General features: G+C 44.9%; 23 protein-coding genes. 11 read left to right on the top strand and 12 right to left on the bottom strand.

Features of this window, described 5'->3' with window-relative positions; genetic code table 11:
• Window positions 1-359, top strand: a 359-nt coding sequence (tnpA, locus tag AACT18_RS08695; RefSeq protein ID WP_094146622.1) for an IS200/IS605 family transposase, incomplete at its 5' end; no start/stop codon positions are given.
• A 214-nt stretch (window positions 360-573) separates the two neighbouring features.
• The gene (locus tag AACT18_RS08690) at window positions 574-1377 is read left to right on the top strand and encodes a glycosyl hydrolase 2 galactose-binding domain-containing protein (protein WP_013857849.1); all 804 of its coding nucleotides are present in this window, start codon (window positions 574-576) and stop codon (window positions 1375-1377) included.
• Window positions 1378-1388: 11 nt separating this feature from the next.
• Here the strand turns inward: AACT18_RS08690 and AACT18_RS08685 are convergent, their stop codons facing one another.
• From AACT18_RS08685 to argR, 5 genes are all read right to left on the bottom strand, one after another.
• Entirely contained in the window at window positions 1389-1781 is a 393-nt protein-coding gene (locus AACT18_RS08685; RefSeq protein ID WP_161439661.1) for a DUF2061 domain-containing protein, read from the bottom strand.
• Window positions 1782-1948: 167 nt separating this feature from the next.
• Window positions 1949-2386 carry a universal stress protein gene (locus tag AACT18_RS08680; protein WP_013857847.1) on the bottom strand — a complete coding sequence of 146 codons (438 nt, stop codon included), beginning with the start codon at window positions 2384-2386 and terminating at the stop codon, window positions 1949-1951.
• A gap of 84 nt (window positions 2387-2470) precedes the next feature.
• Window positions 2471-5044 (bottom strand): TRAP transporter permease, encoded by a 2574-nt coding sequence (locus AACT18_RS08675; RefSeq protein WP_013857846.1) that lies wholly within the window; start codon window positions 5042-5044, stop codon window positions 2471-2473.
• 287 nt (window positions 5045-5331) lie between these two features.
• The gene (locus AACT18_RS08670; protein WP_026027829.1) at window positions 5332-6300 is read right to left on the bottom strand and encodes a TAXI family TRAP transporter solute-binding subunit; all 969 of its coding nucleotides are present in this window, start codon (window positions 6298-6300) and stop codon (window positions 5332-5334) included.
• A 463-nt stretch (window positions 6301-6763) separates the two neighbouring features.
• Complete coding sequence (gene argR / locus AACT18_RS08665) at window positions 6764-7237, bottom strand: transcriptional regulator ArgR (protein ID WP_013857844.1); 474 nt, start codon at window positions 7235-7237, stop codon at window positions 6764-6766.
• 325 nt (window positions 7238-7562) lie between these two features.
• On the opposite strand from argR, the gene mdh reads away from it, so the two are divergent.
• Window positions 7563-8498 carry a malate dehydrogenase gene (gene mdh, locus AACT18_RS08660; RefSeq protein ID WP_094125428.1) on the top strand — a complete coding sequence of 312 codons (936 nt, stop codon included), beginning with the start codon at window positions 7563-7565 and terminating at the stop codon, window positions 8496-8498.
• 293 nt (window positions 8499-8791) lie between these two features.
• On the top strand, window positions 8792-10198 hold the full coding sequence (locus tag AACT18_RS08655; protein ID WP_094125427.1) for a basic amino acid/polyamine antiporter: 1407 nt from the start codon (window positions 8792-8794) through the stop codon (window positions 10196-10198).
• A gap of 97 nt (window positions 10199-10295) precedes the next feature.
• Here the strand turns inward: AACT18_RS08655 and ispB are convergent, their stop codons facing one another.
• Window positions 10296-11267, bottom strand: coding sequence for an octaprenyl diphosphate synthase (gene ispB, locus AACT18_RS08650; protein ID WP_017047084.1), 972 nt, complete (start codon window positions 11265-11267; stop codon window positions 10296-10298).
• Between the two features lie 272 nt (window positions 11268-11539).
• Between ispB and rplU the strand changes: the two genes are divergently transcribed.
• The 6 genes from rplU to folA all read left to right on the top strand — a co-directional run bounded on the left by rplU (window position 11540) and on the right by folA (window position 15404).
• Window positions 11540-11851, top strand: coding sequence for a 50S ribosomal protein L21 (rplU, locus tag AACT18_RS08645; protein ID WP_010320620.1), 312 nt, complete (start codon window positions 11540-11542; stop codon window positions 11849-11851).
• Window positions 11852-11872: 21 nt separating this feature from the next.
• Window positions 11873-12130: a 50S ribosomal protein L27 gene (gene rpmA, locus AACT18_RS08640; protein ID WP_010320621.1), complete on the top strand. Its 258-nt coding sequence runs from the start codon at window positions 11873-11875 to the stop codon at window positions 12128-12130.
• Between the two features lie 221 nt (window positions 12131-12351).
• On the top strand, window positions 12352-13524 hold the full coding sequence (cgtA, locus tag AACT18_RS08635; protein ID WP_010320622.1) for an Obg family GTPase CgtA: 1173 nt from the start codon (window positions 12352-12354) through the stop codon (window positions 13522-13524).
• 116 nt (window positions 13525-13640) lie between these two features.
• Window positions 13641-14402 carry a threonine/serine exporter family protein gene (locus AACT18_RS08630; RefSeq protein ID WP_013857840.1) on the top strand — a complete coding sequence of 254 codons (762 nt, stop codon included), beginning with the start codon at window positions 13641-13643 and terminating at the stop codon, window positions 14400-14402.
• Window positions 14390-14878: a threonine/serine exporter family protein gene (locus AACT18_RS08625; RefSeq protein WP_013857839.1), complete on the top strand. Its 489-nt coding sequence runs from the start codon at window positions 14390-14392 to the stop codon at window positions 14876-14878. The genes AACT18_RS08630 and AACT18_RS08625 overlap by 13 nt, the downstream gene beginning before the upstream one ends.
• 43 nt (window positions 14879-14921) lie before the next feature.
• Window positions 14922-15404, top strand: a complete 483-nt coding sequence (folA, locus tag AACT18_RS08620) for a type 3 dihydrofolate reductase (RefSeq protein WP_094125426.1) — start codon at window positions 14922-14924, stop codon at window positions 15402-15404.
• A 46-nt stretch (window positions 15405-15450) separates the two neighbouring features.
• Here the strand turns inward: folA and apaH are convergent, their stop codons facing one another.
• Genes apaH through lptD form a run of 6 tightly spaced genes read right to left on the bottom strand, consistent with a single transcriptional unit; the run spans window position 15451 to window position 22242 of the window.
• Window positions 15451-16266 carry a bis(5'-nucleosyl)-tetraphosphatase (symmetrical) ApaH gene (gene apaH / locus AACT18_RS08615; protein ID WP_013857837.1) on the bottom strand — a complete coding sequence of 272 codons (816 nt, stop codon included), beginning with the start codon at window positions 16264-16266 and terminating at the stop codon, window positions 15451-15453.
• Between the two features lie 11 nt (window positions 16267-16277).
• On the bottom strand, window positions 16278-16658 hold the full coding sequence (gene apaG / locus AACT18_RS08610) for a Co2+/Mg2+ efflux protein ApaG (protein ID WP_013857836.1): 381 nt from the start codon (window positions 16656-16658) through the stop codon (window positions 16278-16280).
• Window positions 16659-16718: 60 nt separating this feature from the next.
• Window positions 16719-17525 (bottom strand): 16S rRNA (adenine(1518)-N(6)/adenine(1519)-N(6))-dimethyltransferase RsmA, encoded by an 807-nt coding sequence (gene rsmA, locus AACT18_RS08605; RefSeq protein ID WP_013857835.1) that lies wholly within the window; start codon window positions 17523-17525, stop codon window positions 16719-16721.
• A gap of 13 nt (window positions 17526-17538) precedes the next feature.
• On the bottom strand, window positions 17539-18531 hold the full coding sequence (gene pdxA / locus AACT18_RS08600) for a 4-hydroxythreonine-4-phosphate dehydrogenase PdxA (protein ID WP_017043800.1): 993 nt from the start codon (window positions 18529-18531) through the stop codon (window positions 17539-17541).
• Window positions 18521-19816, bottom strand: a complete 1296-nt coding sequence (surA, locus tag AACT18_RS08595) for a peptidylprolyl isomerase SurA (protein ID WP_019282297.1) — start codon at window positions 19814-19816, stop codon at window positions 18521-18523. The genes pdxA and surA overlap by 11 nt, the downstream gene beginning before the upstream one ends.
• 56 nt (window positions 19817-19872) lie before the next feature.
• The gene (gene lptD / locus AACT18_RS08590; RefSeq protein WP_094125382.1) at window positions 19873-22242 is read right to left on the bottom strand and encodes an LPS assembly protein LptD; all 2370 of its coding nucleotides are present in this window, start codon (window positions 22240-22242) and stop codon (window positions 19873-19875) included.
• Window positions 22243-22391: 149 nt separating this feature from the next.
• Between lptD and djlA the strand changes: the two genes are divergently transcribed.
• Window positions 22392-23246 carry a co-chaperone DjlA gene (gene djlA / locus AACT18_RS08585; protein WP_017050643.1) on the top strand — a complete coding sequence of 285 codons (855 nt, stop codon included), beginning with the start codon at window positions 22392-22394 and terminating at the stop codon, window positions 23244-23246.
• Window positions 23247-23258 lie beyond the last annotated feature (12 nt).

Raw genomic sequence — 23258 nt, 5'->3', positions numbered from 1 at the left:
GGGCAGTAGGCGAGATACTTAGAAAACTATGTGAATGGAAAAGTGTGAATATTATTGAAGCGGAGTGCTGCGTAGATCATATTCATATGCTTTTAGAAATACCACCGAAGATGAGTGTTTCATCATTTATGGGGTATTTGAAAGGAAAAAGTAGCCTGATGCTATATGAGCGATTTGGAGATTTGAAGTTCAAGTACAGGAATCGAGAATTTTGGTGTCGAGGGTATTATGTAGATACGGTAGGAAAAAATACCGAGAAGATACAAAGTTACATAAAGCACCAACTAGAGCAGGATAAAATGGGAGAGCAATTATCGCTCCCGTACTCAGGTAGCCCGTTTACGGGCCGCAGGAAATAGTCATATGCAAATGTCAGATCACTATGCGCCTGCTAGGGCGCTGCCAGTAGGAAAGCCTTATAGGCGCATATGAAAAACCACCGGCTATGCCGGTGGATACTTTTTAGCTATGCAAAGCTAGCGGGGCACTTTAGTGACGAATCATTATTTTTGTCAGCACATCTTTATTTATTTTGTATATAATCGCTCAACATTGATCTAGCTCAAGTTTATTATGCGAATTTCTCTTGCTGGCTTTTGGCAGCTTTCACCGTTGACTGATTTATCGATCCCGCAAGATGATCTTTGTTTTCCTGCGCCTCTTAGCCAAGTATTACCTCACGATATGACAGAAGCACAAATTGCCGAGCAAGAGTGGCATTTGATGCATGATGTTGAGGTGGATGAAGTGATGCTTGGTTTTGCTGCAATTGATCTTGTGCTTGAGGGGATCGATTTTTATGCGGAAATACGTTTAAACGGTGTGGCACTATTTGATTGTGATGGCAGTCAAGCGGTGTATAAAAAAGACATTCGGCCTTTGCTGCAACTCGGCCGCAATCGATTCGAAATTTTGTTTGTTGAGCAAGAAGAAGAGTGGTTGCTGGAGGATCAAGATTTACCGCAATTATGCCCATTGGGACACCACTCGGTGAAGAAATACGATGAGCGAATGGGTATTTGGCAAGAGCCTTATCTGCAATGCATTCGTCATGTTCGTTTAGAGCATGTTACCACTGAGCAAATCTGGCACTATGGTGGTGGCTGTGAGTTTTTGGTTCACTTACATTATCAAACCTACGCACCAGGATTAGTTTCCGCGGTGGTGAAATTTAATGGTATGAGCTATCAGTTACCTATTGATGTGCGCCATCAGCACGCCAGTGCTTTATTTCAAGTGGAAGCGCCGAAGTACGCAGATCTTACACAGCTTAACCCGAATGATTTGTATACCTTATCGGTGCAACTTGATGGTCAGCAGCAATCCTTCCATATCGCGTTAAGCGAAGATCTCTGTGTTACCCATTTTCCTATCTGATCAACGTACAGTTAATGAGAGCATTTCATTGGTGACCATTCTTGCGGATGCCTCTTTTGCCAGAACTTCTCGTAGAAGTAGTAAGCACACGTATTAATGCTTGGTTCGATCATGGCTAAAACACCACCAATGACAAAACTTCCGGTCATAATATATGCCACGCTAAATGCAACACTGAAGTGCACTACAGCAAAGCTACCTGTTTTAATTTTGGCCGATTGTGAGTAGCGGTGCAGTGGGGTGTAGTGCGCCCATACTTTTTCGTGAAAGTAAAAAGCAACGGTATTGACCATCGGCTCAAGCATGGCAATCAGACTACCAAGAATAATGTCGCCCGTAAGTAGATAAACGACGGTAAACGCAATACTGAAATGGATCGCGGCAAAGCTAAGCGTTTTTTTCATAATGTTCACCTAAACGGTTATCGGGTTGATGTAAACATTATTGATAATTATTCTCAACAAGTAAAGATAATTGAGCCTATTAGTTTGATAGCCAATTCCTAACTGAGGCGCTTATCGTTGGCATAAAAAAAGCGCCTCATGCGCTTTTTTATGACGATGCAGGGTTTCTATCCTTGCGGCTTGACAACCAGTACATTGATTGGCGAGTTTTGCACTACTTTACTGGCTACCGATCCCAGCATCACTTTATCGATCTTCGATCGTTTATGGCTTGGCATGATAATCAAATCAGCTCCGAGCTTTTCTGCGTAATCTAAAATGGTGGTGTAGGCTTTACCTTCCGCTACATGCAGTTTGTAGATTATTTCGTCAGCGATATGTTGATCAGCAAACTGTTTTAGCTGTTGCTTGACGTCTTCTTTCATTTTCGCCGCGGCATCTTTCGGGAAGTATGTGGCGACCATCGACATGTGGATACCAGGTAATACATTTAAAAGATGAATTTCAGCATTGGAATGTGTCGCGTGCCAAACAGCAAGTTCAACGGCTTTGTCAGAAAAGCCTTTTTCATTAAGGTCCACTGGAACAAGGATGTGTTTATACATTATGGATTATCTCATCTACGATAGGGTGCTTTAGAGCACCTTGTTTCCGTAAAGTATATGCCTAGCTCGTGCTAGGCATATTGATTAAGCGCGTATTTCTTGTGTTCTCATACGGCGTTTTTGATTCCAAGCTAGCGTCAGCACTAATAATAATGCAGGTAAGAAAACCCACTCTTTCATTGGCCGTTGGCTTTCCAACACAACTGAGCGGATTTCCCAATCAAAATCTATGCCTGCAGCTTCAGCTGGACTACCAAACTCAATCATATCCACCAGCATACGATTACTGGTTTCTTTCAGGGTTAGCCCCATTGATTGAATACGCTGTTCTGCCGTTGACGCTTGATCATCAAAAGGGAGTAGTACTGTTTTTGATAAGTAATCACCTTCAATGGTTTCACCAGCGACGATAAGCTCTATCGATTGACCCACATCGAGGTTTTCTACAATTTGCGCTATCTCTGTGCCTGGGTGCAGTTCGGTCGCAGGATAAATCATGTCCCACCAAAAACCGGGTCGGAAGAACGAGAACGTCAGCACCAACAACAAGACGGTTTCCCACCACTTATTGCGAGTTAGCCACCAACCTTGAGTCGCAGCAGAAAACAGCAGCATTGCGGTAATGGCCGAGAAAATGGTTAACGCTAAGTGCCACCATGTATCAATTCCCATTAGCAGTAGTTGAGTGTTGAATACGAACATAAAGGGCAAAATGGCGGTACGAATATCGTAAGCAAACCCTTGAATACCTGTACGAATAGGGTCTGATTTAGCGATAGCGGCTGCGGCAAATGCCGCCAAGCCAACTGGTGGGGTGTCATCTGCCAAAATGCCAAAATAGAACACAAATAAGTGTACGGCAATCAATGGGATGATAAGACCATGAGCGGCTCCCAGTGTCACAATGACGGGAGCCATTAAGGTTGATACGACGATGTAGTTGGCGGTGGTCGGTAAGCCCATACCAAGAATGAGGCTGATCACGGCGGTAAAAATCAGCATCAGTATGACGCTGCCACCGGATATAAACTCAACAAAATCGGTCATCACTAAGCCAATGCCAGTCAAGGTGACGACACCAACGACGGTTCCTGCGGCAGCGGTTGCCACACCAATGCCAATCATATTCCGCGCGCCCGAAACCAAGCTTTCGGCAAGATCAACAAACCCAGCCTTCACTTGCGTGTTCAAATCATTGCTCTTATTGAGTAACGACATGATTGGCCGCTGAGTGATCAAAATGAAGACCATAAATATCGTGGCCCAAAAAGCGGATAATCCAGGCGAGAAGCGCTCGACCGTCAAACACCATACGAGCACCACAATAGGTAGCAGGTAATGAAGCCCTGATTTTACCGTCGGCCCAGGGTCGGGTACTTCTTGGATATCCATATCCATTGCACTTTCTGAGGCGTAGCGAGACGAAATTTTAATCAGAGCGACATAAGTCAGTAAAAGCGCGACCGTAACAATTGGAGTAGCGGCGTCACCAAACACTTCTTTGGTCCAACCAATGCCGTAGTAAACAACAGCGCTGAGAACGCAAAGCCCTAAAATAGTACCCGTAAATGAAAGTAAGCTTTGCACCCATGTTGGTGTATGACGGCGAGGTAGGCCTTTCATTCCTGCTTTGCAGGCTTCCAAATGGACAATATAAATTAAGGCAATATAAGAGATAAGCGCTGGTAGTAGCGCCGCACGGATCACTTCAACATAGGAAATACCGACATATTCCACCATTAAAAATGCGGCAGCACCCATGATAGGCGGGGTCAATTGGCCATTGGTGGAAGCGGCTACTTCAACAGCGCCCGCCTTTGTTCCGGGAAAGCCGACACGTTTCATCAAGGGAATGGTAAAAGTACCGGTGGTAACTACGTTTGCAATCGATGAGCCAGACACTAGCCCCGATAAGCCTGAGGCTACAACCGCTGCTTTCGCGGGACCGCCTCGCATGTGGCCCAACAATGAAAAGGCTACTTTGATAAAATAGGAACCTGCGCCAGCTCGTTCAAGCATTGCGCCAAATAGAACAAACAAGAACACAAAAGAGGTGGAAACTCCAAGAGCCACCCCAAAAACCCCTTCAGTGGTCAGCCATAAATGAGACATCGCTTTGTTTAGGCTCGCTCCTTTATGAGCGATCACATCCGGCATGTAGGGGCCACCAAAGGTGTAGAGCAAAAAGAGTGCAGCGACCAACATCAGTGGTGGTCCTAACGCTCGGCGGGTAGCTTCAAGTAATAGCACCATTCCTGTGACAGAGACCGCTATATCAATCAAGGTTGGCGCACCGGAGCGACCAGCCAACTCATTGTAAAATAAATAGATGTAAGCAGCAGAGAAACTGCCCGCCAATGCCAAAATCCAATCAATCAATGGAATGCGATCGCGTGGTGAGTTCTTTAACGCAGGGTAGGCCGTAAAGGCGAGAAAAACAGCGAATGTGAGGTGAATGGCTCGTGCTTGCGTATCGTTTAAGATGGCAAAGTTAAAAATAAAGGGCAGCGGTGAAGCATACCAAAGTTGGAATAGTGACCAACATAGTGGGACAAACCACAAAATGCGCCCCGGCAAGCCGTGAGGGTTTCTTGCGCCGGTATCAGATTGCGCTACCATTTCCTGCACATCGGTTGACGGAGTAAGTGTCTTCGTCATGTACGTTATCCTTATTATTGGCTGCCTACGTCTCGGTTGGTCACAGGGTCAATTCACTGCTAATGAGAAGTGGGCTATTGCGGAACAGAACAAAAGGTGGGTTGTTAAATCATTTAAAACCCAAATGTGCCCAGAGAGTCGTTGTAAACGTAAGAGGACAGGCCATCATCGCTGACCATAACGCCAAGGGATAAAGGGCATATCGCTCGTGACTGAAAGGGCAATCAAAGGAGACGTTCAGCCTCCTTTGATTCGGTATCGCTATTGTTGGTTTTCGCGATGCGAAATTATTTTAGCAGACCGATTTCTTTGTAGTATTTTTCTGCGCCAGGGTGAAGAGGAATGGAGATCCCCGCTTTCACCATGTCTTCTTTTTTCAAGTTAGCAAAGGCAGGGTGAAGACGTTTAAAGGTATCAAAATCTTCAAATACCGCTTTGACCAAATTGTATGCGACTTCATCAGACACATCAGTGCTTGATACCAAGGTCGCAGCCACACCAAAACTGGTTACATCTTTATCTGTTCCACGGTACATGCCAGCAGGAATCGTGCTGTAAGCGTAGTAAGGGTTATTGGCAACAATTTTTTCAATTTCAGGGCCAGTAGCAGAGACGAGTTTTGCATCGCATGAGGTCGTTGCTTCTTTGATTGAACCATTTGGATGGCCAACCATATAAATAAAGGCATCTATTTTATTGTCGCACAATGCTTGAGAGCGCTCAGAGCCTTTGAGCTCAGAAGCCAGTTTGAAGCTGTCATTGGTCCAACCAAATGCATCCATTACAACAGCCATTGTTGCCCTGTCACCAGAACCTGGGTTACCAATGTTGACACGTTTACCTTTCAAGTCAGCCACGTTTTCAATGCCTGAATCGGCGCGGGCAATGATATTAAAAGGTTCGGTATGAAGGGAAAATACTGCGCGCAGTTTTTTATTCGGGCCTTGCTCGGCAAATTCACTGGTACCGTTATAACCATGGTACTGCCAGTCAGATTGAACAATACCGAAATCGAGTTCACCTGCACGAATCGTGTTCACGTTGTAGATCGATCCGCCCGTTGATTCTACTGAGCAGCGAATGTTGTGATCTTTACGCCCTTTATTAACCAGCTTACAAATAGCACCACCTGTCGGGTAGTAAACACCAGTGACGGATCCTGTACCAATCGTAATGAACTCTTGTGCGCTTAACGTACCTGTACCCATGACCGCTGCTGCAATAATTCCAACTTTAATCAATTTATTCAATGCCATGAATTTTCCTTCCTTATTCATTATTAACCCCATAGATAATTGTTGTTACACCCTTCCCACCTGAAGTTGCTGTGGTGTTGGCTACGTTCGTTCACCCTAATCACAGAATTATCCATGCTTATGACGACTGACTCACTTGCCGCCTACCCGCAACTTCAAGTTGTTTGGGTATCGGGGGAGTTTCCTCATCTAGAAACGGCATCTTTTTCAATCCGTATGTTGAAAAAGTGGCTAAATAATACCAAAAAATCGACACATAATTACAGGAATGTTAAAAAATGTAGCGAAATTGGCTATCAATAAGCGTTATTGTCAGAGCCAAAATATGGCAATAGCTTGCCTATCAAGGAGTTATTCCTCTTTCTGCTGTGACAACTTATTGCTGAAGATGTGAAGAGAATCACGCCGACTTGACTCAGTGTGATTCTACTAGAGAGTGAGATGAAATGCGTTTAGTGACAAATTACCCTGCGTAATCAAACAGATCACAGACTGAATCAAACAACTGCTTTGTCGTTACGTTCAGTGTCGGTGTGATAAAAATGGTATCGTCACCGGCCACCACACCCAAGATGCCTTCTGATTTGCCCAGTGAATCAAGTAACCGAGCAATAAGCTGCGCCGCTCCTGGTCCGGTATGAATCACTACCAGCGCGGCATTGTGATCTATATCTAGCACTAATTCACGCAGTGAACTTGATACGGTTGGTACACCGAGTTCAGCAGGAAGGCAGTAGACCATCTCCATTTTTGCGTTGCGAGTGCGTACCGCGCCAAATTTAGTCAGCATGCGAGATACTTTGGATTGGTTGATATTATCAAACCCTTCATTACGCAGGGCATCGACAATGTCACCTTGAGATCCAAAACGTTCTTCTTTTAATAGATTTTTAAAAGCACGAACCAGATTATCTTGCTTATCATTATTGTTGCGCATAGTTATCGTCTTCGATTAGCCATTTATTGCTGCATATTCTCGCATAGCTATGCAGTCATCGCCAAATTATCGTCCAAAAGTGTCTAAAAGGTCACTGTAAACTTTTATGTAAAACTTTGGTCGAATGGCAACTTAACTCTTTGTCGGTAAAGATAAACAAGGTCATAATTGCCATCGGTGCTGTAGCACGATTTTAGCGAATTGCGCGAGGTCGCAAAGCTAGCGTTAATTGATTGTAATCATATTGTGATTGCTATAGTTTTCTAGCTTAAAAATACCCTACACAAAAACATTTATAAGAGATTTATTCTCAAGGAGAACTACGATGAAAGTAGCTGTTATTGGTGCCGCTGGTGGCATCGGTCAAGCCCTAGCACTTCTACTTAAAAACCATCTTCCTGCTGGTTCCGATCTGGCGCTGTATGACATCGCACCGGTGACTCCGGGCGTTGCTGCCGATCTAAGCCACATTCCTACTCCCGTATCGATCAAAGGCTATGCTGGCGAAGATCCAACACCTGCGCTTGAAGGTGCGGATGTAGTCCTTGTTTCTGCTGGTGTCGCTCGTAAGCCGGGTATGGATCGCGCAGATCTGTTTAATGTTAACGCTGGCATTGTGAAAGCATTGGCTGAAAAGATTGCGGTTGTCTGTCCGAAAGCCTGTGTGGGCATTATCACCAACCCTGTCAATACAACAGTACCTATTGCAGCGGAAGTCTTGAAAAAAGCAGGCGTTTACGACAAGCGTAAGCTATTTGGTGTGACAACGTTGGATGTGATCCGCTCAGAAACGTTTGTCGCGGCGCTAAAAGATAAAAACCCTAGCGAGATTATTGTGCCTGTGATTGGCGGCCACTCAGGCGTCACTATCCTACCTTTGCTTTCGCAAATTGAAGGGGTTGAGTTCACGGTCGAAGAAGTGGAAGCCCTAACTAAGCGTATTCAAAATGCAGGCACCGAAGTGGTGGAAGCGAAGGCGGGTGGCGGCAGTGCAACACTGTCAATGGGTCAAGCGGCTTGCCGTTTTGGCTTATCATTAGTCAAAGCACTACAAGGTGAACCAGGTGTTGTGGAATGTGCCTACGTTGACGGTGGTAGTGAGCATGCTTCATTCTTTGCACAACCGATTAAACTCGGTAAAGAGGGTGTCGAAGAAGTGTTGAGCTATGGTGCATTGAGTGCCTATGAACAAGCCGCGTTAGATGGAATGCTGACAACACTGAAAGGTGATATTCAGCTAGGTGTTGATTTCGCCAAATAAAGAATAACCTTATCTTATACAAAAATGCCGCTTGCTCATCCAAGCGGCATTTTTTATGGTTTTTACCAATATTTTTGTATGATGATGCTTTGAACTGTGTAATATGCGGTTTTTTTTACTGAGCAGTGCATTATTTTCGTCGTGAACTTACAAACTTTTTGATCCCTAGCAATGAATTTGACTATTGACTCACTATCTCAGTGACCGCGATCACATAGGGATTGATGTCTGGTAAATATGTTCTCTAAAATAGCGCCTTCCTCTAATGTGTAAACACTCACTGGATAGTTCCCATGGATAATAAGCTTGGTTTGGGCTCACTGACAGCACTGGTCATTGGTTCAATGATTGGCGCTGGTGTTTTTAGCCTGCCACAAAACATGGCCTCAGTCGCCAGCCCTTTGGCGGTAATGATCGGTTGGGGGATCACTGGCGTTGGTATGATCTTTCTCGCGCTCTCTTTTCAACAACTTGCCATTCATAAACCTCATATTAATAGTGGCGTATTTGGTTTTGCTCGAGAAGGATTTGGTGACTTTGCGGGTTTTTGTTCCGCCTGGGGTTACTGGTTTAGCGCCATGGTGGCTAATGTCTCCTATCTGGTAATTGTTTTTAGTACCTTAGGCATGTTGTTTGATGCACCAGATAACGTGATGTTTGGGGCGGGCAATACGTGGCTTTCCATTGGGAGTGCATCGGTATTACTTTGGTTGGTGCATGCGTTGGTCAAAAAAGGAGTACAAACGGCCGCATTCATTAATCTGATTACCACCTTTGCTAAAATGATTCCTCTAGTGTTGTTCATCATTTGTGCCGCTTTTGCTTTTTCTTGGGATAAATTCACATTGGATTTTACAGGCTTACACTTTGGTGTTGGCCATGATCTGCTGGATCAAATAAAAAGCACCATGTTGATCACGGTATGGGTGTTCATCGGAATAGAGGGAGCGGTTGTCGTGTCAAGCCGTGCTCGCCACCGTGCTGATATCGGTAAAGCGACTATTCTCGGTTTGCTTACGGCGTTGACCATTTATGTATTGGTCACCTTATTGTCGATGGGCGTGATTAAACCAGTTGAATTGGCGCAATATCAGAACCCTTCAATGGCCAAAGTGCTGACGACTATTCTTGGTCCTTGGGGCGAGTACATTATCGGTGTTGGATTAATTATTTCGGTGTGCGGTGCTTTTCTTAGCTGGACGGTCCTGGCCTCCGAAGCGCCATTTTTATGTGCTAGAGATAAGATGTTTCCTGCCATCTACGCCCAGCAAAACGAAGCGGGGAGCCCAGTAAAAGCGTTAACTCTAACCAATATTTGCATTCAGGTCTCACTGATTCTGGTGATGTACGCAGGCAGTACCTACGATACGCTGCTGATCTTCGCTTCAGAAATGATCCTTGTTCCCTATTTTTTGATCGGCGCCTTTACGTTAAAGATCGCGATTGAACAGAAGAATAAAGGCAAACTTCTGGTGATAGGTTCTTGTGCCACCATTTATGGGATTTGGCTTTTGTATGCCTCTGGTTTGCACTATTTGATGCTCTCCGCGCTACTCTACTTACCTGGGCTCTATTTCTACATGAAAGCTAAACGAGAGCAGGGCATTCATCCTTTTCAAGGCAAAGAAAAGTTAGGAGCTTGTGCTTTAACGATCGTGGCTGTTTTTGCATTTGGCATGATTTGGCAAGGCGGGTTTTAAATAACGCTTAGAATCAAAAAGAGCCTCAATTGAGGCTCTTTTTGTAGCGGTGCATTTTTAGGCAAAGATCGATTCTTCGTCCAAGCTAGCTGCTGTTCTACTTTGTCCTATTCACAGCCATATGAGCTAGAGCTATCAGTGCTTGTTTATATTCACTTTCTGGCAGGATAGACAGCTCATTGATCGCTTTATCGGCTTCTTCGAGCGCTTTGTTGGTTGTGTATTCAAGCGAGCCTGTTTGTTTCATTGCCGCTAGAATCGCATCAAGCTGTTCCATGCCATTGGCTTTTTCGATGGCCTCACGGATCATCTCTTTTTGTTCGGGTGTACCATGCTGCATTGCGTACAATAGAGGAAGTGTTGGTTTGCCTTCCGCTAAATCATCGCCCACATTTTTGCCCATTTCACTGCCATCAGAGGTGTAATCCATCACGTCATCAATGAGCTGGAAAGCTGTGCCAAGGTACTTACCATAGTTCTGTAGTGCCGTTTCAATTTCAGGAGAAGCGTTACTTAATATCGCACCAATCTGGGTCGCTGCTTCAAACAAACGCGCCGTTTTCGAGTAGATCACCTGTAGGTAATTTTCCTCGGTAGTGTTTGGATCATTACAGTTCATCAATTGTTGCACTTCGCCTTCAGCGATAACGTTCACCGCATCGCTCATCAGCTCAAGGATCCTTAACGATCCTAGTGTAGTCATCATTTGGAAGGAACGCGTGTAGATGAAATCCCCCACTAACACGCTCGCTGCATTGCCAAATGCCGCGTTCGCTGTTGCCTTGCCACGGCGCATATCCGATTCATCGACAACGTCGTCATGCAACAAGGTTGCCGTGTGGAGGAATTCAATAAATGCAGCGGCTGTAGTGTGCGCTTCACCTTGATAACCAAGGGCTCGAGCCGACAAAATAGCCAGCAAAGGACGCAGGCGTTTCCCACCTCCGCTGACGATGTAGAATCCTAATTGATTGATTAAAGATACATCAGAGTTGAGCTGAGCTTGAATCGTTTCATTCACTTTTGCCATGTCATCGGCAGTAAGCGTTTGGATAGCTTTAAAATCCATGGTTAATCCGGCTGAAGTTAGAACCTATAAGGTGTTGTGTTCTTCTATAATTCTCGAATAATACACTAAAAAACGTTGATTAATACAAGGCTTAAAGGCATGATTGCGCCACTTTTCATTGGCGATTAGCTTTTCGCCAATTTTTTCAAAATATGGCTTGTCTTGGGGTACTCATTCGCGTAGAATCTGCGCCCTATTGATGATTAGTTTAGCGCACACCCAAATTGCTCAAATAAAAAGCATACGGCTGTGCGGAAAGAGCGGAGTAAAATATGTACGCTGTTTTCCAATCTGGTGGTAAACAACACCGTGTAAGCGAAGGTCAAACTCTTCGTTTAGAGAAATTAGACGTTGAAACTGGTGCAACTGTTGAATTTGATAAAGTTCTACTAGTTGCTAACGGTGAGCAAATCACTGTTGGGGCACCTCTTGTTGAAGGCGGTAAAATTACTGCTGAAGTAGTACAACACGGTCGTGGCGATAAAGTTAAAATCGTTAAGTTCCGTCGTCGTAAACACTCTCGTAAACAACAAGGCCACCGTCAGTGGTTCACTGAAGTGAAAATCACTGGCATCAACGCTTAAGTAATTTAGGAGAGTTTAACAATGGCACACAAAAAAGCTGGCGGTTCTACTCGTAACGGCCGCGATTCAGAAAGCAAACGTCTTGGTGTTAAGCGTTTCGGTGGTGAATCTGTTCTTGCAGGTAACATCATCGTTCGTCAACGTGGTACTAAGTTCCACGCAGGCACTAACGTTGGTATCGGTAAAGACCATACTCTTTTCGCTCTTACTGAAGGTAAAGTGAAATTTGAAGTTAAAGGTCCTAAAAACCGTAAATTTGTTAGCATCGACGCTGAATAAATTTATACCTAACTGAACTCAAAAGCCCTGCCGTTACGGTGGGGTTTTTTATTTATCAGCCGAACAGAAAAGAAGACACTCTAATCACTAGAGTTTCTCCTTATGTGTTCCAATTGTGGATAAAACGAAGGATGATCACGGTCGATCCTGAATGTGTATCTGCTAGAATTTATATCATTGTGTGACAATGATATCGCAACGCAAAGAGCGTGGAGTAACAAATGAAATTCGTTGATGAAGCGATAATTAAAGTCGAAGCGGGTGATGGCGGTAACGGTGTCGTGAGCTTTTGGCGTGAAAAATTCGTGACGAAAGGCGGCCCTGATGGCGGCGATGGCGGCGATGGTGGAGACGTTTATATCCAAGCCGATGAAAACTTAAATACCTTGGTTGATTACCGATTCCAACGCTTTTACGCTGCTGAGCGCGGCCAAAATGGTGGCGGTGCTAACTGTACAGGTAAGCGCGGTAAAGACATTACTTTGAAGGTGCCTGTCGGGACTCGAGCGGTTGACATTCACACCAATGAAGTTGTGGGTGAAGTTGCAGAGCATGGCAAAAAAGTGATGGTCGCTAAAGGTGGCTGGCATGGTTTAGGTAATGCTCGCTTTAAGTCATCCGTTAACCGTGCACCACGCCAAAAAACCATGGGTAAAAAAGGTGAGGTGCGCGAATTACGCCTTGAGCTTTTACTGTTAGCTGACGTGGGTATGCTTGGCTTGCCGAATGCGGGTAAATCAACCTTTATTCGTTCTGTTTCAGCAGCGAAGCCAAAAGTCGCTGATTACCCCTTCACTACGCTGATCCCAAGTTTGGGTGTCGTGAGTGTGGTTCCTGAGAAAAGTTTCGTGATCGCTGATATTCCGGGCTTGATTGAAGGCGCGGCCGATGGTGCTGGTTTAGGTATTCGCTTCTTAAAGCACTTAGAACGTTGCCGAGTGTTGCTGCATATGATCGACATTCTTCCTATTGATCAAAGTGATCCTGCGCAAAATGCGCTGACCATCTTTGATGAGCTAGAGCAATACAGTGAAAAAGTGTCGCAAAAACCTTGTTGGTTGGTATTCAACAAAGTTGATCTGATGCTTGAAGAAGAAGCCGATGAAAAGATCCAAGAGATCTTAGATGCGCTAGCTTGGGAAGGGCGATACTTCAAAATTTCGGCAGTAAACCAACAAGGTACGGCGGATTTGTGCCGTGAGTTGGCTGACTATATGGAAACGTTACCTCGTGAGCAGGAAGAGCTCAGTGAAGCTCAGAAAGTCGATTTTATGTGGGATGATTACCATAAAGATGAGATGAACAGCCAAAATGTGATCACTGAAGATGGTGATGACTGGGATGATTGGGACGACGAAGAAGATGACGGCCACGTTATCTATGTTCGTGATTAATTTTCCTGAATTGATTGAGCCGCAATAATTATTGCGGCTTTTTTATAGCTAAATCATATTTAAAGCACCCAATTTCGGGCACACTATTGGGCTTTTAGGACGTTCGGAAAGGAATCATGACATCCAAACAGAGGCTTGTTTCTCGATTGATCGCCCAAGCTGGGCAAATGTTGTTGGCTCATGGTGCGGAAAGTACACTGGTGGGCGATATTATGCGTCGCATGGGAGCGGCGTGTGGCATGAGTGAAGTGGAAGTATCGCTCTCGGCGAGTTCACTTGTGCTAACCACGGTTTACGATGGCCATTGCATTACGACTGCGCGCCGTTGTCCTGATCGTGGGATCAATATGCGGGTAGTGACGCAAGTCCAGCGCATCTGTATCATGATGGAAAAAGGGATTTTAGATTATTCCCTTGCGCAGAAAAAACTCAATCAGATCAGCCCTGAACGCTACAACCGTTGGTTGGTTGTGGTGATGATTGGTCTTTCTTGTGCTGCATTTGCTCGTTTAGCTGGCGGAGATTGGACGGTGTTTACGATGACGTTCATTGCTTCTGCGGCGGGTATGATTGTGCGCCAAGAGATTGGGCATCGCCAATTTAATCCGCTCGTCAACTTTACGGTGACCTCATTTGTTACTTCGATCATTTCAGCGCAAGCTATCATCTACCAACTAGGTAATAAACCAACCATTGTGATGGCTTCTTCTGTACTGATGTTAGTCCCCGGTTTTCCTTTAATTAATGCGGTCGCGGATATGCTTAAAGGTTATATCAATATGGGTATTGCCCGTTTTGTGATGGCAAGTTTGCTTACGTTGGCAACTAGTTTGGGCATCGTTGCGGCGATGAGCGTGACGGGTGTATGGGGGTGGTAGCGATGGATTGGATGAATTTATTACTCGGTTTAGCCAATGATATGTTTTTTGCTGCAATCCCAGCCGTTGGTTTTGCTTTGGTGTTTAATGTTCCTGTACCAGCCCTAAAATATTGTGCGTTAGGTGGTGCGATTGGTCATGGCTCACGTTACTTAATGATGCAATTTGGAATTCCCATTGAGTGGGCGACTTTTTTTGCTGCAACTATCGTTGGAATGATTGGCGTGCGTTGGTCGCGTAAATTTTTAGCTCACCCTAAAGTGTTTACGGTAGCGGCTTTGATCCCAATGGTTCCCGGGGTTTTTGCCTTTAAAGCGATGATTGCAATGGTTGAAATTAACCATCTTGGTTTTACGCCAGAGCTGCTGGCGATACTGATGGATAATTTTTTAAAAGCGATGTTTATTATCGCGGGCTTAGCGGTTGGCCTTGCGGTGCCGGGTTTGTTATTCTATCGGCGCAAACCCATAGTGTAAGGGCATGGGCTATTTTTCGTGATGACACTTTAGGATCTTATTTATGATCATCAGCATGATTGCCGCGATGGCAGACAACCGGATTATTGGTAAAAATAATCAAATGCCATGGCATTTACCGGCAGATTTTGCATGGTTTAAACGCTGTACGTTGGGCAAACCAGTGATCATGGGGCGAAAAACTTATGAGTCTATTGGTCGCCCGTTACCTGGTCGCCATAATATCGTGATCAGTCGTGATGCTTCATTGGCAATTGATGGGGTGAGTATTGTCTCTTCGATTGAAGAAGCTATTGAGGTTGCGGGTCATGTGGATGAAGTGATGATCATTGGTGGCGGCTCTATCTATCAAGCCTGTATGCCACAGGCCAATAAACTATACCTCACCTTTATTGACTTAAATATTGAGGGAGATACGCAATTTCCCGAGTGGGGGAGTGAGTGGCAAGAAGTTCATCGTGAAATGTATCAAGCGGATGATAAAAATGCTCACAACATGCAGTTTGTGGTTTTTGATAAGCAATAGAGGATTTCGGATCGATATTAAGCAACGATCCGGATCTTTTTATTCGTTAGCCTTTATGGGTTAACGCTGGTTGAGTGAAGTAGTGTTTATCTTCCCAGCGTAGCATGGTCAAACATCCTCCCCACACACAGCCAGTATCAAGCCCTATCACTTCGTCGCTGCGGTAACCTTCTAACGCAGCCCAGTGGCCAAAGAGGACTGTTTTATCGAGTTTAAGGCGTTTGGGTAGGGCAAACCACGGTAACAATTCTTCATCTTTTATTTCTTGAGGGGGAAGTTTGCACGCCATATCAAGACGCCCATCAGCAAAGCAAAAACGCATCCGAGTATAGGCATTGATGGTATAGCGATAGCGGTCAATCCCTTCTAGCTTCGAGCTCCACATATCAGGTGTGTTGCTGTACATCTGCTCGATAAGCCAACGCCAACGATCACTTTGCAAAATACTTTCGACTTCTTTTGCTGCTTGACGTGCAGTTTCAAGATCCCACAGAGGAGAAATCCCCGCATGGCACATGACAAAGTCAGCATGTTCAGCGAGGAGCGGTTGATGGCGCAACCAAGTGAGCAGCTCTGTTGCATCGTTCGCTTGTAATATGGGTAAGGTTTTATCACGAGGTTTACATGGGTGGATGCCCAGCGAGACGGCCAGTAGGTGAAGATCGTGATTGCCTAGAACGATACGCGCCGAACTACCCAATTGTTTGATAAAACGTAGCGTTTCTAGAGATTTAGGGCCTCTTGCTACTAAGTCGCCAGCTACCCACAGTGTGTCTTGTTGTGGTTGGAATTGCACTTGAGCCAATAAACACTGTAGTTCATCAAAACAGCCTTGAATGTCGCCGACAATATAGTTCGCCACGGCTACCTCTTTTAATTTAAAACATTAGGAATAGCGAGACGAAAAGGCTCAATTTCAACAATAAATTCAGCGTCCGCTTCATCTAACATAATGTAATGACCTTGCATCACACCGACTGGCGTTTCCAACGCCGTACCACTGTTATAGCGGTACTCATCATTGGGCAAGATAATCGGTTGTTCCCCGACCACGCCATCACCTTCCACAGACATCTGTTTGCCATTCGCATCGGTAATTAACCAACGGCGGCTCATCAGCTGTACCTGCTGGTTGCTGAGATTACGGATGGTGATCACATAGGCAAAGATATAGCGGTGTAAATCGGGATTGGACTGTTCGGGGAGATACTGGGTATGGACTTGGATTTTGATACAAGGTTCAGAGATATCCATGTTAACTCCTTGTTTTTATAGATGAGCGATAGACATTGGCCGTTTATCGCTCAATCGTTATTAGGCGTGATGAGCGTCTAACCAGTTTGCCATAGCAACAAACTGTTCAAGTGTTAGGTTTTCCGGGCGCATGCCAGGGTTGACCCCAAGTTCTTCTAGCGTTTCCACCTCAATCAAACCTTTGTAGCAGTTGCGTACGGTTTTACGACGTTGGTTAAAACCATCTCGGCAGACACGCTCTAACCATTTCATGTTTGTCGTGGGATGCGGCAGTACTTCATAAGGCACCAAGCGCACCACGGCTGAATCAACTTTCGGTGGTGGTACAAAGGCCGTTGGCGGAACTTCCAACACAGGAACCACTTTACAGAAATACTGCGTCATAACCGTTAAGCGCCCGTAAGCTTTACTGCCGGGACCGGCAGCTAAACGGTTGACCACTTCTTTTTGCAGCATGAAGTGCATATCTTGAATATCTTTATGAAATTCAAATAAGTGGAACATTAATGGCGTTGAAATGTTGTATGGCAAGTTGCCGAAAATGCGCAGTTTATTATTCGGCTTCACCAACTGCGTGAAGTCAAAGCGCATCGCATCGCCTTCGTGAATCGTCAATTTACTCGATAATTCTGGGTGGTTGCGCAGGCGCTCAGCTAAGTCACGGTCTAGCTCAATAACAGTGAATTTATCCACTTCGCGGCCGACTGGCTCAGTTATCGCTCCAAGACCGGGGCCGATCTCAACCAAATTTTGTCCCGGACGAGGGTTAATCGCAGAGACGATGCCATCAATAATGTATGGATCGTTTAGGAAGTTTTGACCAAAACGTTTACGCGCTTTGTGCCCTAAGTGGACATCATTTCTCATAGTTTTCTCGAAATTAATTAGGTTTCTTTTCTACCAAGTCAATCGCGTAGGCGAGTGCTGTTCTAAAGCTCCCTGTATCCGCAAGCCCTTTCCCTGCCAATTCGAGTGCGGTGCCATGATCGACCGATGTTCTTATAAAGGGTAGACCAAGAGTAATATTTACTGAACGACCAAAGCCTTTGTACTTTAATACGGGTAGGACTTGGTCGTGATACATGCCTAAAACAGCATCGGCATCTTGCAAGTATTTGTCATTGAAGATGGTGTCGGCTGGTAGTGGGCCAATCAAATTAATGCCATCTTGCTGACGAATTTTTTCTAGTGTTGGAGTGATGGTTTCTATCTCTTCACGGCCCAGACAGCCATCTTCTCCCGCGTGTGGGTTTAAACCACACACATAAATTTTGGGTTGAGCAATGGCAAATTTTTCCACCAAATCTTTATGCAAAATAGTGATGATTTTTTCTAACCGCTCGACCGTTACTGCCTTTGATACATAAGCCAGTGGAATATGTGTTGTCACTAGCGCGACTCTCAACCCTTCTGTTGCGAGCATCATAACCACCAGTGGAGTATTAGATTTTTCAGCAAAGAATTCAGTGTGGCCGCTAAATGCAACGCCAGCTCGGTTGATCACCCCCTTGTGCACAGGGCCGGTGACAATAGCATCAAATTCATCATTCATACAGCCTAAAGCGGCTCTTTCTAATGTATTTAATACATAATGTCCATTGGCTTCATTCAGTTTCCCCGTTATCACCGGTGCGCCGAGGGGAATATGATCCACTACTAACCGTCCCGCTTGCTGTGGTTTTGGTGCGGAGGTGACTAAGTAGTCTTCCAATATAACGTCAATATTGAGCTCTTTAGCGCGCTCTGCAAGCAAGCTTTTGTCCGCGCATACCACCAGTTGATGTGCCCAATCTTCTTTTGATAAGGCCAGCACCAAATCTGGGCCAATACCCGCGGGCTCGCCAGCGGTAACCACGATGCGTTTAATTGTCATCTTGGTTGTCCTGTATAATTTCGACAAAGGCACTGGCACGCATTTCTTGTAGCCATGCGCTGGCTTCTTCATTGAATTTTCTATTAAAAAGAATGCGATAAGCTTTGTTTTTCAGTGCGGAGTCGGTGCGGTCGACTTCACGGCGATCAAGCACTTCGACAATATGCCAACCATGAACGGTTTTAAAGGGTTCGCTGATTTGCCCAACCGATAATGTTTCGATTTGATGTTGAAACTCCGGCACGTACAGATCCGGTGTTTGATAACCCAATTCGCCATTTTGCGCCGCAGAGCCGGGATCTTGGCTGTATTGCTGCGCCAATTCACCAAAGGTCGCTTCACCTGCCTTAATGCGACGAATGAAGTCATGTAGCTCTTTTTGTACGCCGTCATCGCTTAAAATGACCGTGGGTTTGATTAAAATATGGCGTGCATTAACTTCCGTGACCGCGACGGTTTCTAATCCTTTGACGTCATCAATTTTAAGAATGTGGAAACCGACGCCACTGCGAAATGGCCCAATAATAGAGCCTTTGTTTTGCATTTTGATTTGGTCGGCAAAAATTGTCGGCATTTCTTCTTTGCGCATCCAGCCCCAATCACCACCTTGCAGCGCTTTCGGACCTTTTGAATAGGTGTAAGCCATGGTGCTGAAATCTGCTCCTTGGTTGAGTTTTTCGACTAAGGTTTTGGCTTGCTGTTCTACTGCGGCCTTATCTTGAGTGTCGTCAACACGCAGTTGGATGTGGCTGATTTTATATTGCACCGTTGCATTGGTTTCTTGCGCAAGAATATTGGCTAAGTTGTCCACTTCGTCCGGTAATATATTGATCCGGCGACGAACTAAAGCATTGCGCGCTTCACTTGCTGCAATTTCTTTACGTACTTGTTCGCGAAATTCGGCATAAGTCAGCCCTTCAGCAGTAACAGAAGCGTTAAGCTGTTCTAGGGTTTGATTATTGTTTTTCGCGATGTCGGCGATCGCGTCACTGAGTCGGTTATCGTCAATGCGCACGCCAATGCGTTGCGCTTCTTGTTGCTGAATGGTATCAATAATCAATTTTTCAACCACTTGCTCACGCAGCACTGTGTCTTCTGGTAGCGTTTGACCATTTTTCTTTGCATTAATGGTCAAGGTTTTTAATGCACCATCAATGTCACTCTGTAAAATAACGCCACTATTGACGATGACGGCGACGCGATCGAGCTCAACAGGAGTAGCGTATGCGGTGTTTAGGCTTAATGTTGCCATCAATCCAATCAGTGTGTGTTTCCACAATTTCATTTGTAGTCCTATCAAAATGAGCAAGGGCCTTTACGCTTAAGCAAAGGCCGGATAAATTAGTTGTTTAGGAAAAATGGACGACCATAACTTAATGAATTTCCAGCGCTGTCTACGCCCGTCGTTCCGGAACCTGCACCAATCGTGGTGCCAAAACCGACAATACCAAAGTTCAAACTAAAGTTATTTTCGTAGAGTGGCGTAGCATTAGGGTCAGTAACAAAATCACCATCCCATTTCCGCAGTTGATTACTATAAGTAAAACCAATATACCAACAATCTGAGGTGTAGCTTAGGTTAGCCAGCCACTCCAGGCTCTTTTCCGTGGTTAAATCGTAGAAGTACTGTCCGCTAGCATTCCACTTTTTGGAGATCTGATACCCAGCCAGTAAACCGGCTTGTGAAATGCCATCTTTGGTAATGGCATTAATATTGGTAATTGTATCGCCAACGGTATTATCAATATACTCTTTGGTGACGTAACGATAGTTAGTTTGAATGTATCCAGAACCCACTCGGTACTCGAGAGTACTATTGGCGAGCTGCATCGTACTGCTATCAATGTCGTATTGAACCCCGCCATGATAGAAGAGCAAATCATCATAGTTGAAGTCCATTTCGACGGCCCAAGCCGAATAGTTGGAAGTGTTGGCTGAATTATCTCCCTCATTAGGGGAGGAATTCTTGAGATCTTTTTTGAGGTAAAAAATCTGGCCAAAAGAGATATTTAAACGTTCTTTATACTGATCGTCGAAAAACCGTGAAGAGGCACCGTAGCTGATCTGATTTGCCGGGGCAATATAATCGACACCACTGTATTTACGGCTGCGGAATAAACCATAATAATCGGTTTGCAGTAGCGTTGTATCGTACAGCCCGATATTGCGCTGATCTTCTCTCGGTACGTACAGGTATTGAATCTGCGGCTCAAGTGTCTGCGTATAATCATCAAACAGAACCGTATCTCTTTCCAGTACTAATCCCGCATGAGTTCTAAATTCCGGAATGATGCGTGAAACGCTCTCTTTTAGGTATTTATAGTTATCCGAATTGAGGTCAACACCGCTGAGATCTTGTTGGTAATAAGTACCAAGCACTCGCGCTTCGGTTGTCCAAGTGCCCCAGGTGTTACTGAGAGGAATAGTAAAGCCTGGTTCAATGTGCGCTCGGGTGGCTGCAGGTTTTCCTCTTGCATCGGTTTCAAAACGCGATAGATGGCTCACCATATCAAAGTTCAAATACGGTAATAATTCGGGGGCATAGTAATTAAACGCAATCTGTGGCATCAAGCGATAGGGTTGGTTGGTGCTAGTTTTGTCTTCTGTAAGCAGCTGAAAGTCGCGAACCAGTATCGATGAATCCCAATTGTGGGTCCGGTAGGTGGCTTTACCTTCTTGGATAAGCTGGCCATCTTCTCGGTTACCGATACCTGAGTCTAAATCACTAAAGTAGCTAATGTCACTGACTTGAGAGTAGTCAATTTCAAACTTCCAAGCTTGGTTGAAAATACCACTGTGTTGGTATTGGAAGCCCCAGCGGCTGCCCTTTTCCGGATGTTTTTGATCATCAGGTAAATATTCAGATTTAATGTTACCTGTACCAAAATCATTCAGATAACGGAATTCACTGTTTAATTGCGTACCGCGTTCTTGCATATATTTAAAGGTCGTTTCTAGGTCATAGTTTGGCGCTAAGTTCCAATAAATAGGAATTTGGGCTTCAAAACCATCGCTAGAACCGTAAGAAACGGTAGGGTATAAAAATCCCGTTTTACGTGTGTCGCCAATCGGCACCGTAAGAAATGGCAGATAAAAAATCGGAATATTTTGAATCTCGAAGCGCGGATTATAAAAAGTGGCTTGCTCTTCATTTTGGTCAATATCAATGCTGGATGCTTTCAATCGCCATGCATTATTGCCTTCAGGGCAAGAGGTAATCGAACCATCTTCTATCTCATAAACGGCCTTACCCGTTTTGGAAATATACACAGCTTCACCGCGGCCGGGTTCACACAAAAATTGATATTTTGTGTTCTCTAATGTCATTAAATCCGTATTAAGATTGTTGGTTGCTTTATCAGAAATGGTCCTTACTTCACCGTCACTGAAGTTGACATTACCTTGCGCAACTACAATATTATCTTTCTGATGCAGGGTAACGGTATCCGCTAGAATGCGTTTTTTACCTTGAACAACGACCACATTGCCTGAGTAGTTTGCGCGTTCACCGTTCACGGCTTCTAGCGTATCAGCCTCGACATTAATCGGTTGCTGACTTGAGTTTTCTGCTTCAGGTTCGTTGATCAAACATTGATCTATAGCGGGCATTTCCTGCGCACTATTGTCTAACATAGCTTCTGCTTGAGTCTGTGGCACAAAAAGAGCTGCGCTAATTGAAGCGGCTAACAAGGTGCGGGAAAAACATGACATCGAGTTGTACTATCCTGTTTGAACTTGATTGATTCGGAAGATGGATGGCCGAATGTAAAATAAAACGTTTCTTATCATAAAGGAAATTGAAGCTCCCGGCACTATCAGACCGCTTTACTCCTGAAAAATTCATAGATTGAGAGCACATAATGCATATTTTTGGCAAAATTCTTGGCGCTTTTTTTGGCTTCTTATTTGGAGGACCGTTTGGCGCATTTTTTGGTTTGTTTCTCGGGCATCAATTTGATAAAGCTCGTCGTTTGAATCAAGCGGGGTTTAAAACTAGCTCATTTGGTTCTGGGCCAAGCCAAACCGAGCGACAAGACGAATTTTTTAAAGCCGCTTTCGCGGTCATGGGCCATGTTGCTAAAGCGAAAGGGCAAGTCACCAAAGAAGAGATCCAGCTAGCTACCATCATGATGGAGCGTATGAACTTACATGGTGAGCAACGTAAAGCGGCTCAAGATGCGTTTCGTGAGGGGAAAGAGAGTGGCTTTCCTTTAGAGGAAGTGTTGGAGCGTGTGCGCCTTTCGACGGGTGGACGCTTTGACTTGTTGCAATTTTTCCTCGAATTGCAAATATCAGCCGCGTTTGCCGATGGGGATGTTCACCCTAGCGAGCGCAATGTACTGCACAAAATCGCTCGTAGTTTAGGTTTCTCATCCGATCAACTGGAAAGACGCTTGCGTATGCAAGAAGCGGCCTTTCGTTTTCAACAAGGCGGAAATTTTGGTGGCCAACAGCAAGGCTACCAGCAATCTGGGCAGTGGCAACAAGCCGCGCAAGCTGAACGCCTCACTGATGCTTACGATGTGTTAGGCGTGAGTGAAGATGCGGATGCTAAAGAGATTAAACGTGCCTATCGCAAATTGATGAATGAGCATCACCCAGATAAATTGATGGCCAAAGGCTTACCACCAGAGATGATGAACGTTGCGAAAGAAAAATCGCAAGAGATCCAAAATGCGTACGATTTGATTAAGAAAGAGAAGGGTTTTAAGTAACCGGCTATCGTG

The sequence above is a fragment of the Vibrio sp. V04_P4A5T148 genome, from assembly GCF_963875605.1.
In the GTDB taxonomy this organism is placed as follows: domain Bacteria; phylum Pseudomonadota; class Gammaproteobacteria; order Enterobacterales; family Vibrionaceae; genus Vibrio; species Vibrio anguillarum.
The sequence above is the reverse complement of the archived record's forward strand: the minus strand, read 5'-3'. Positions and strand labels throughout refer to the sequence as shown.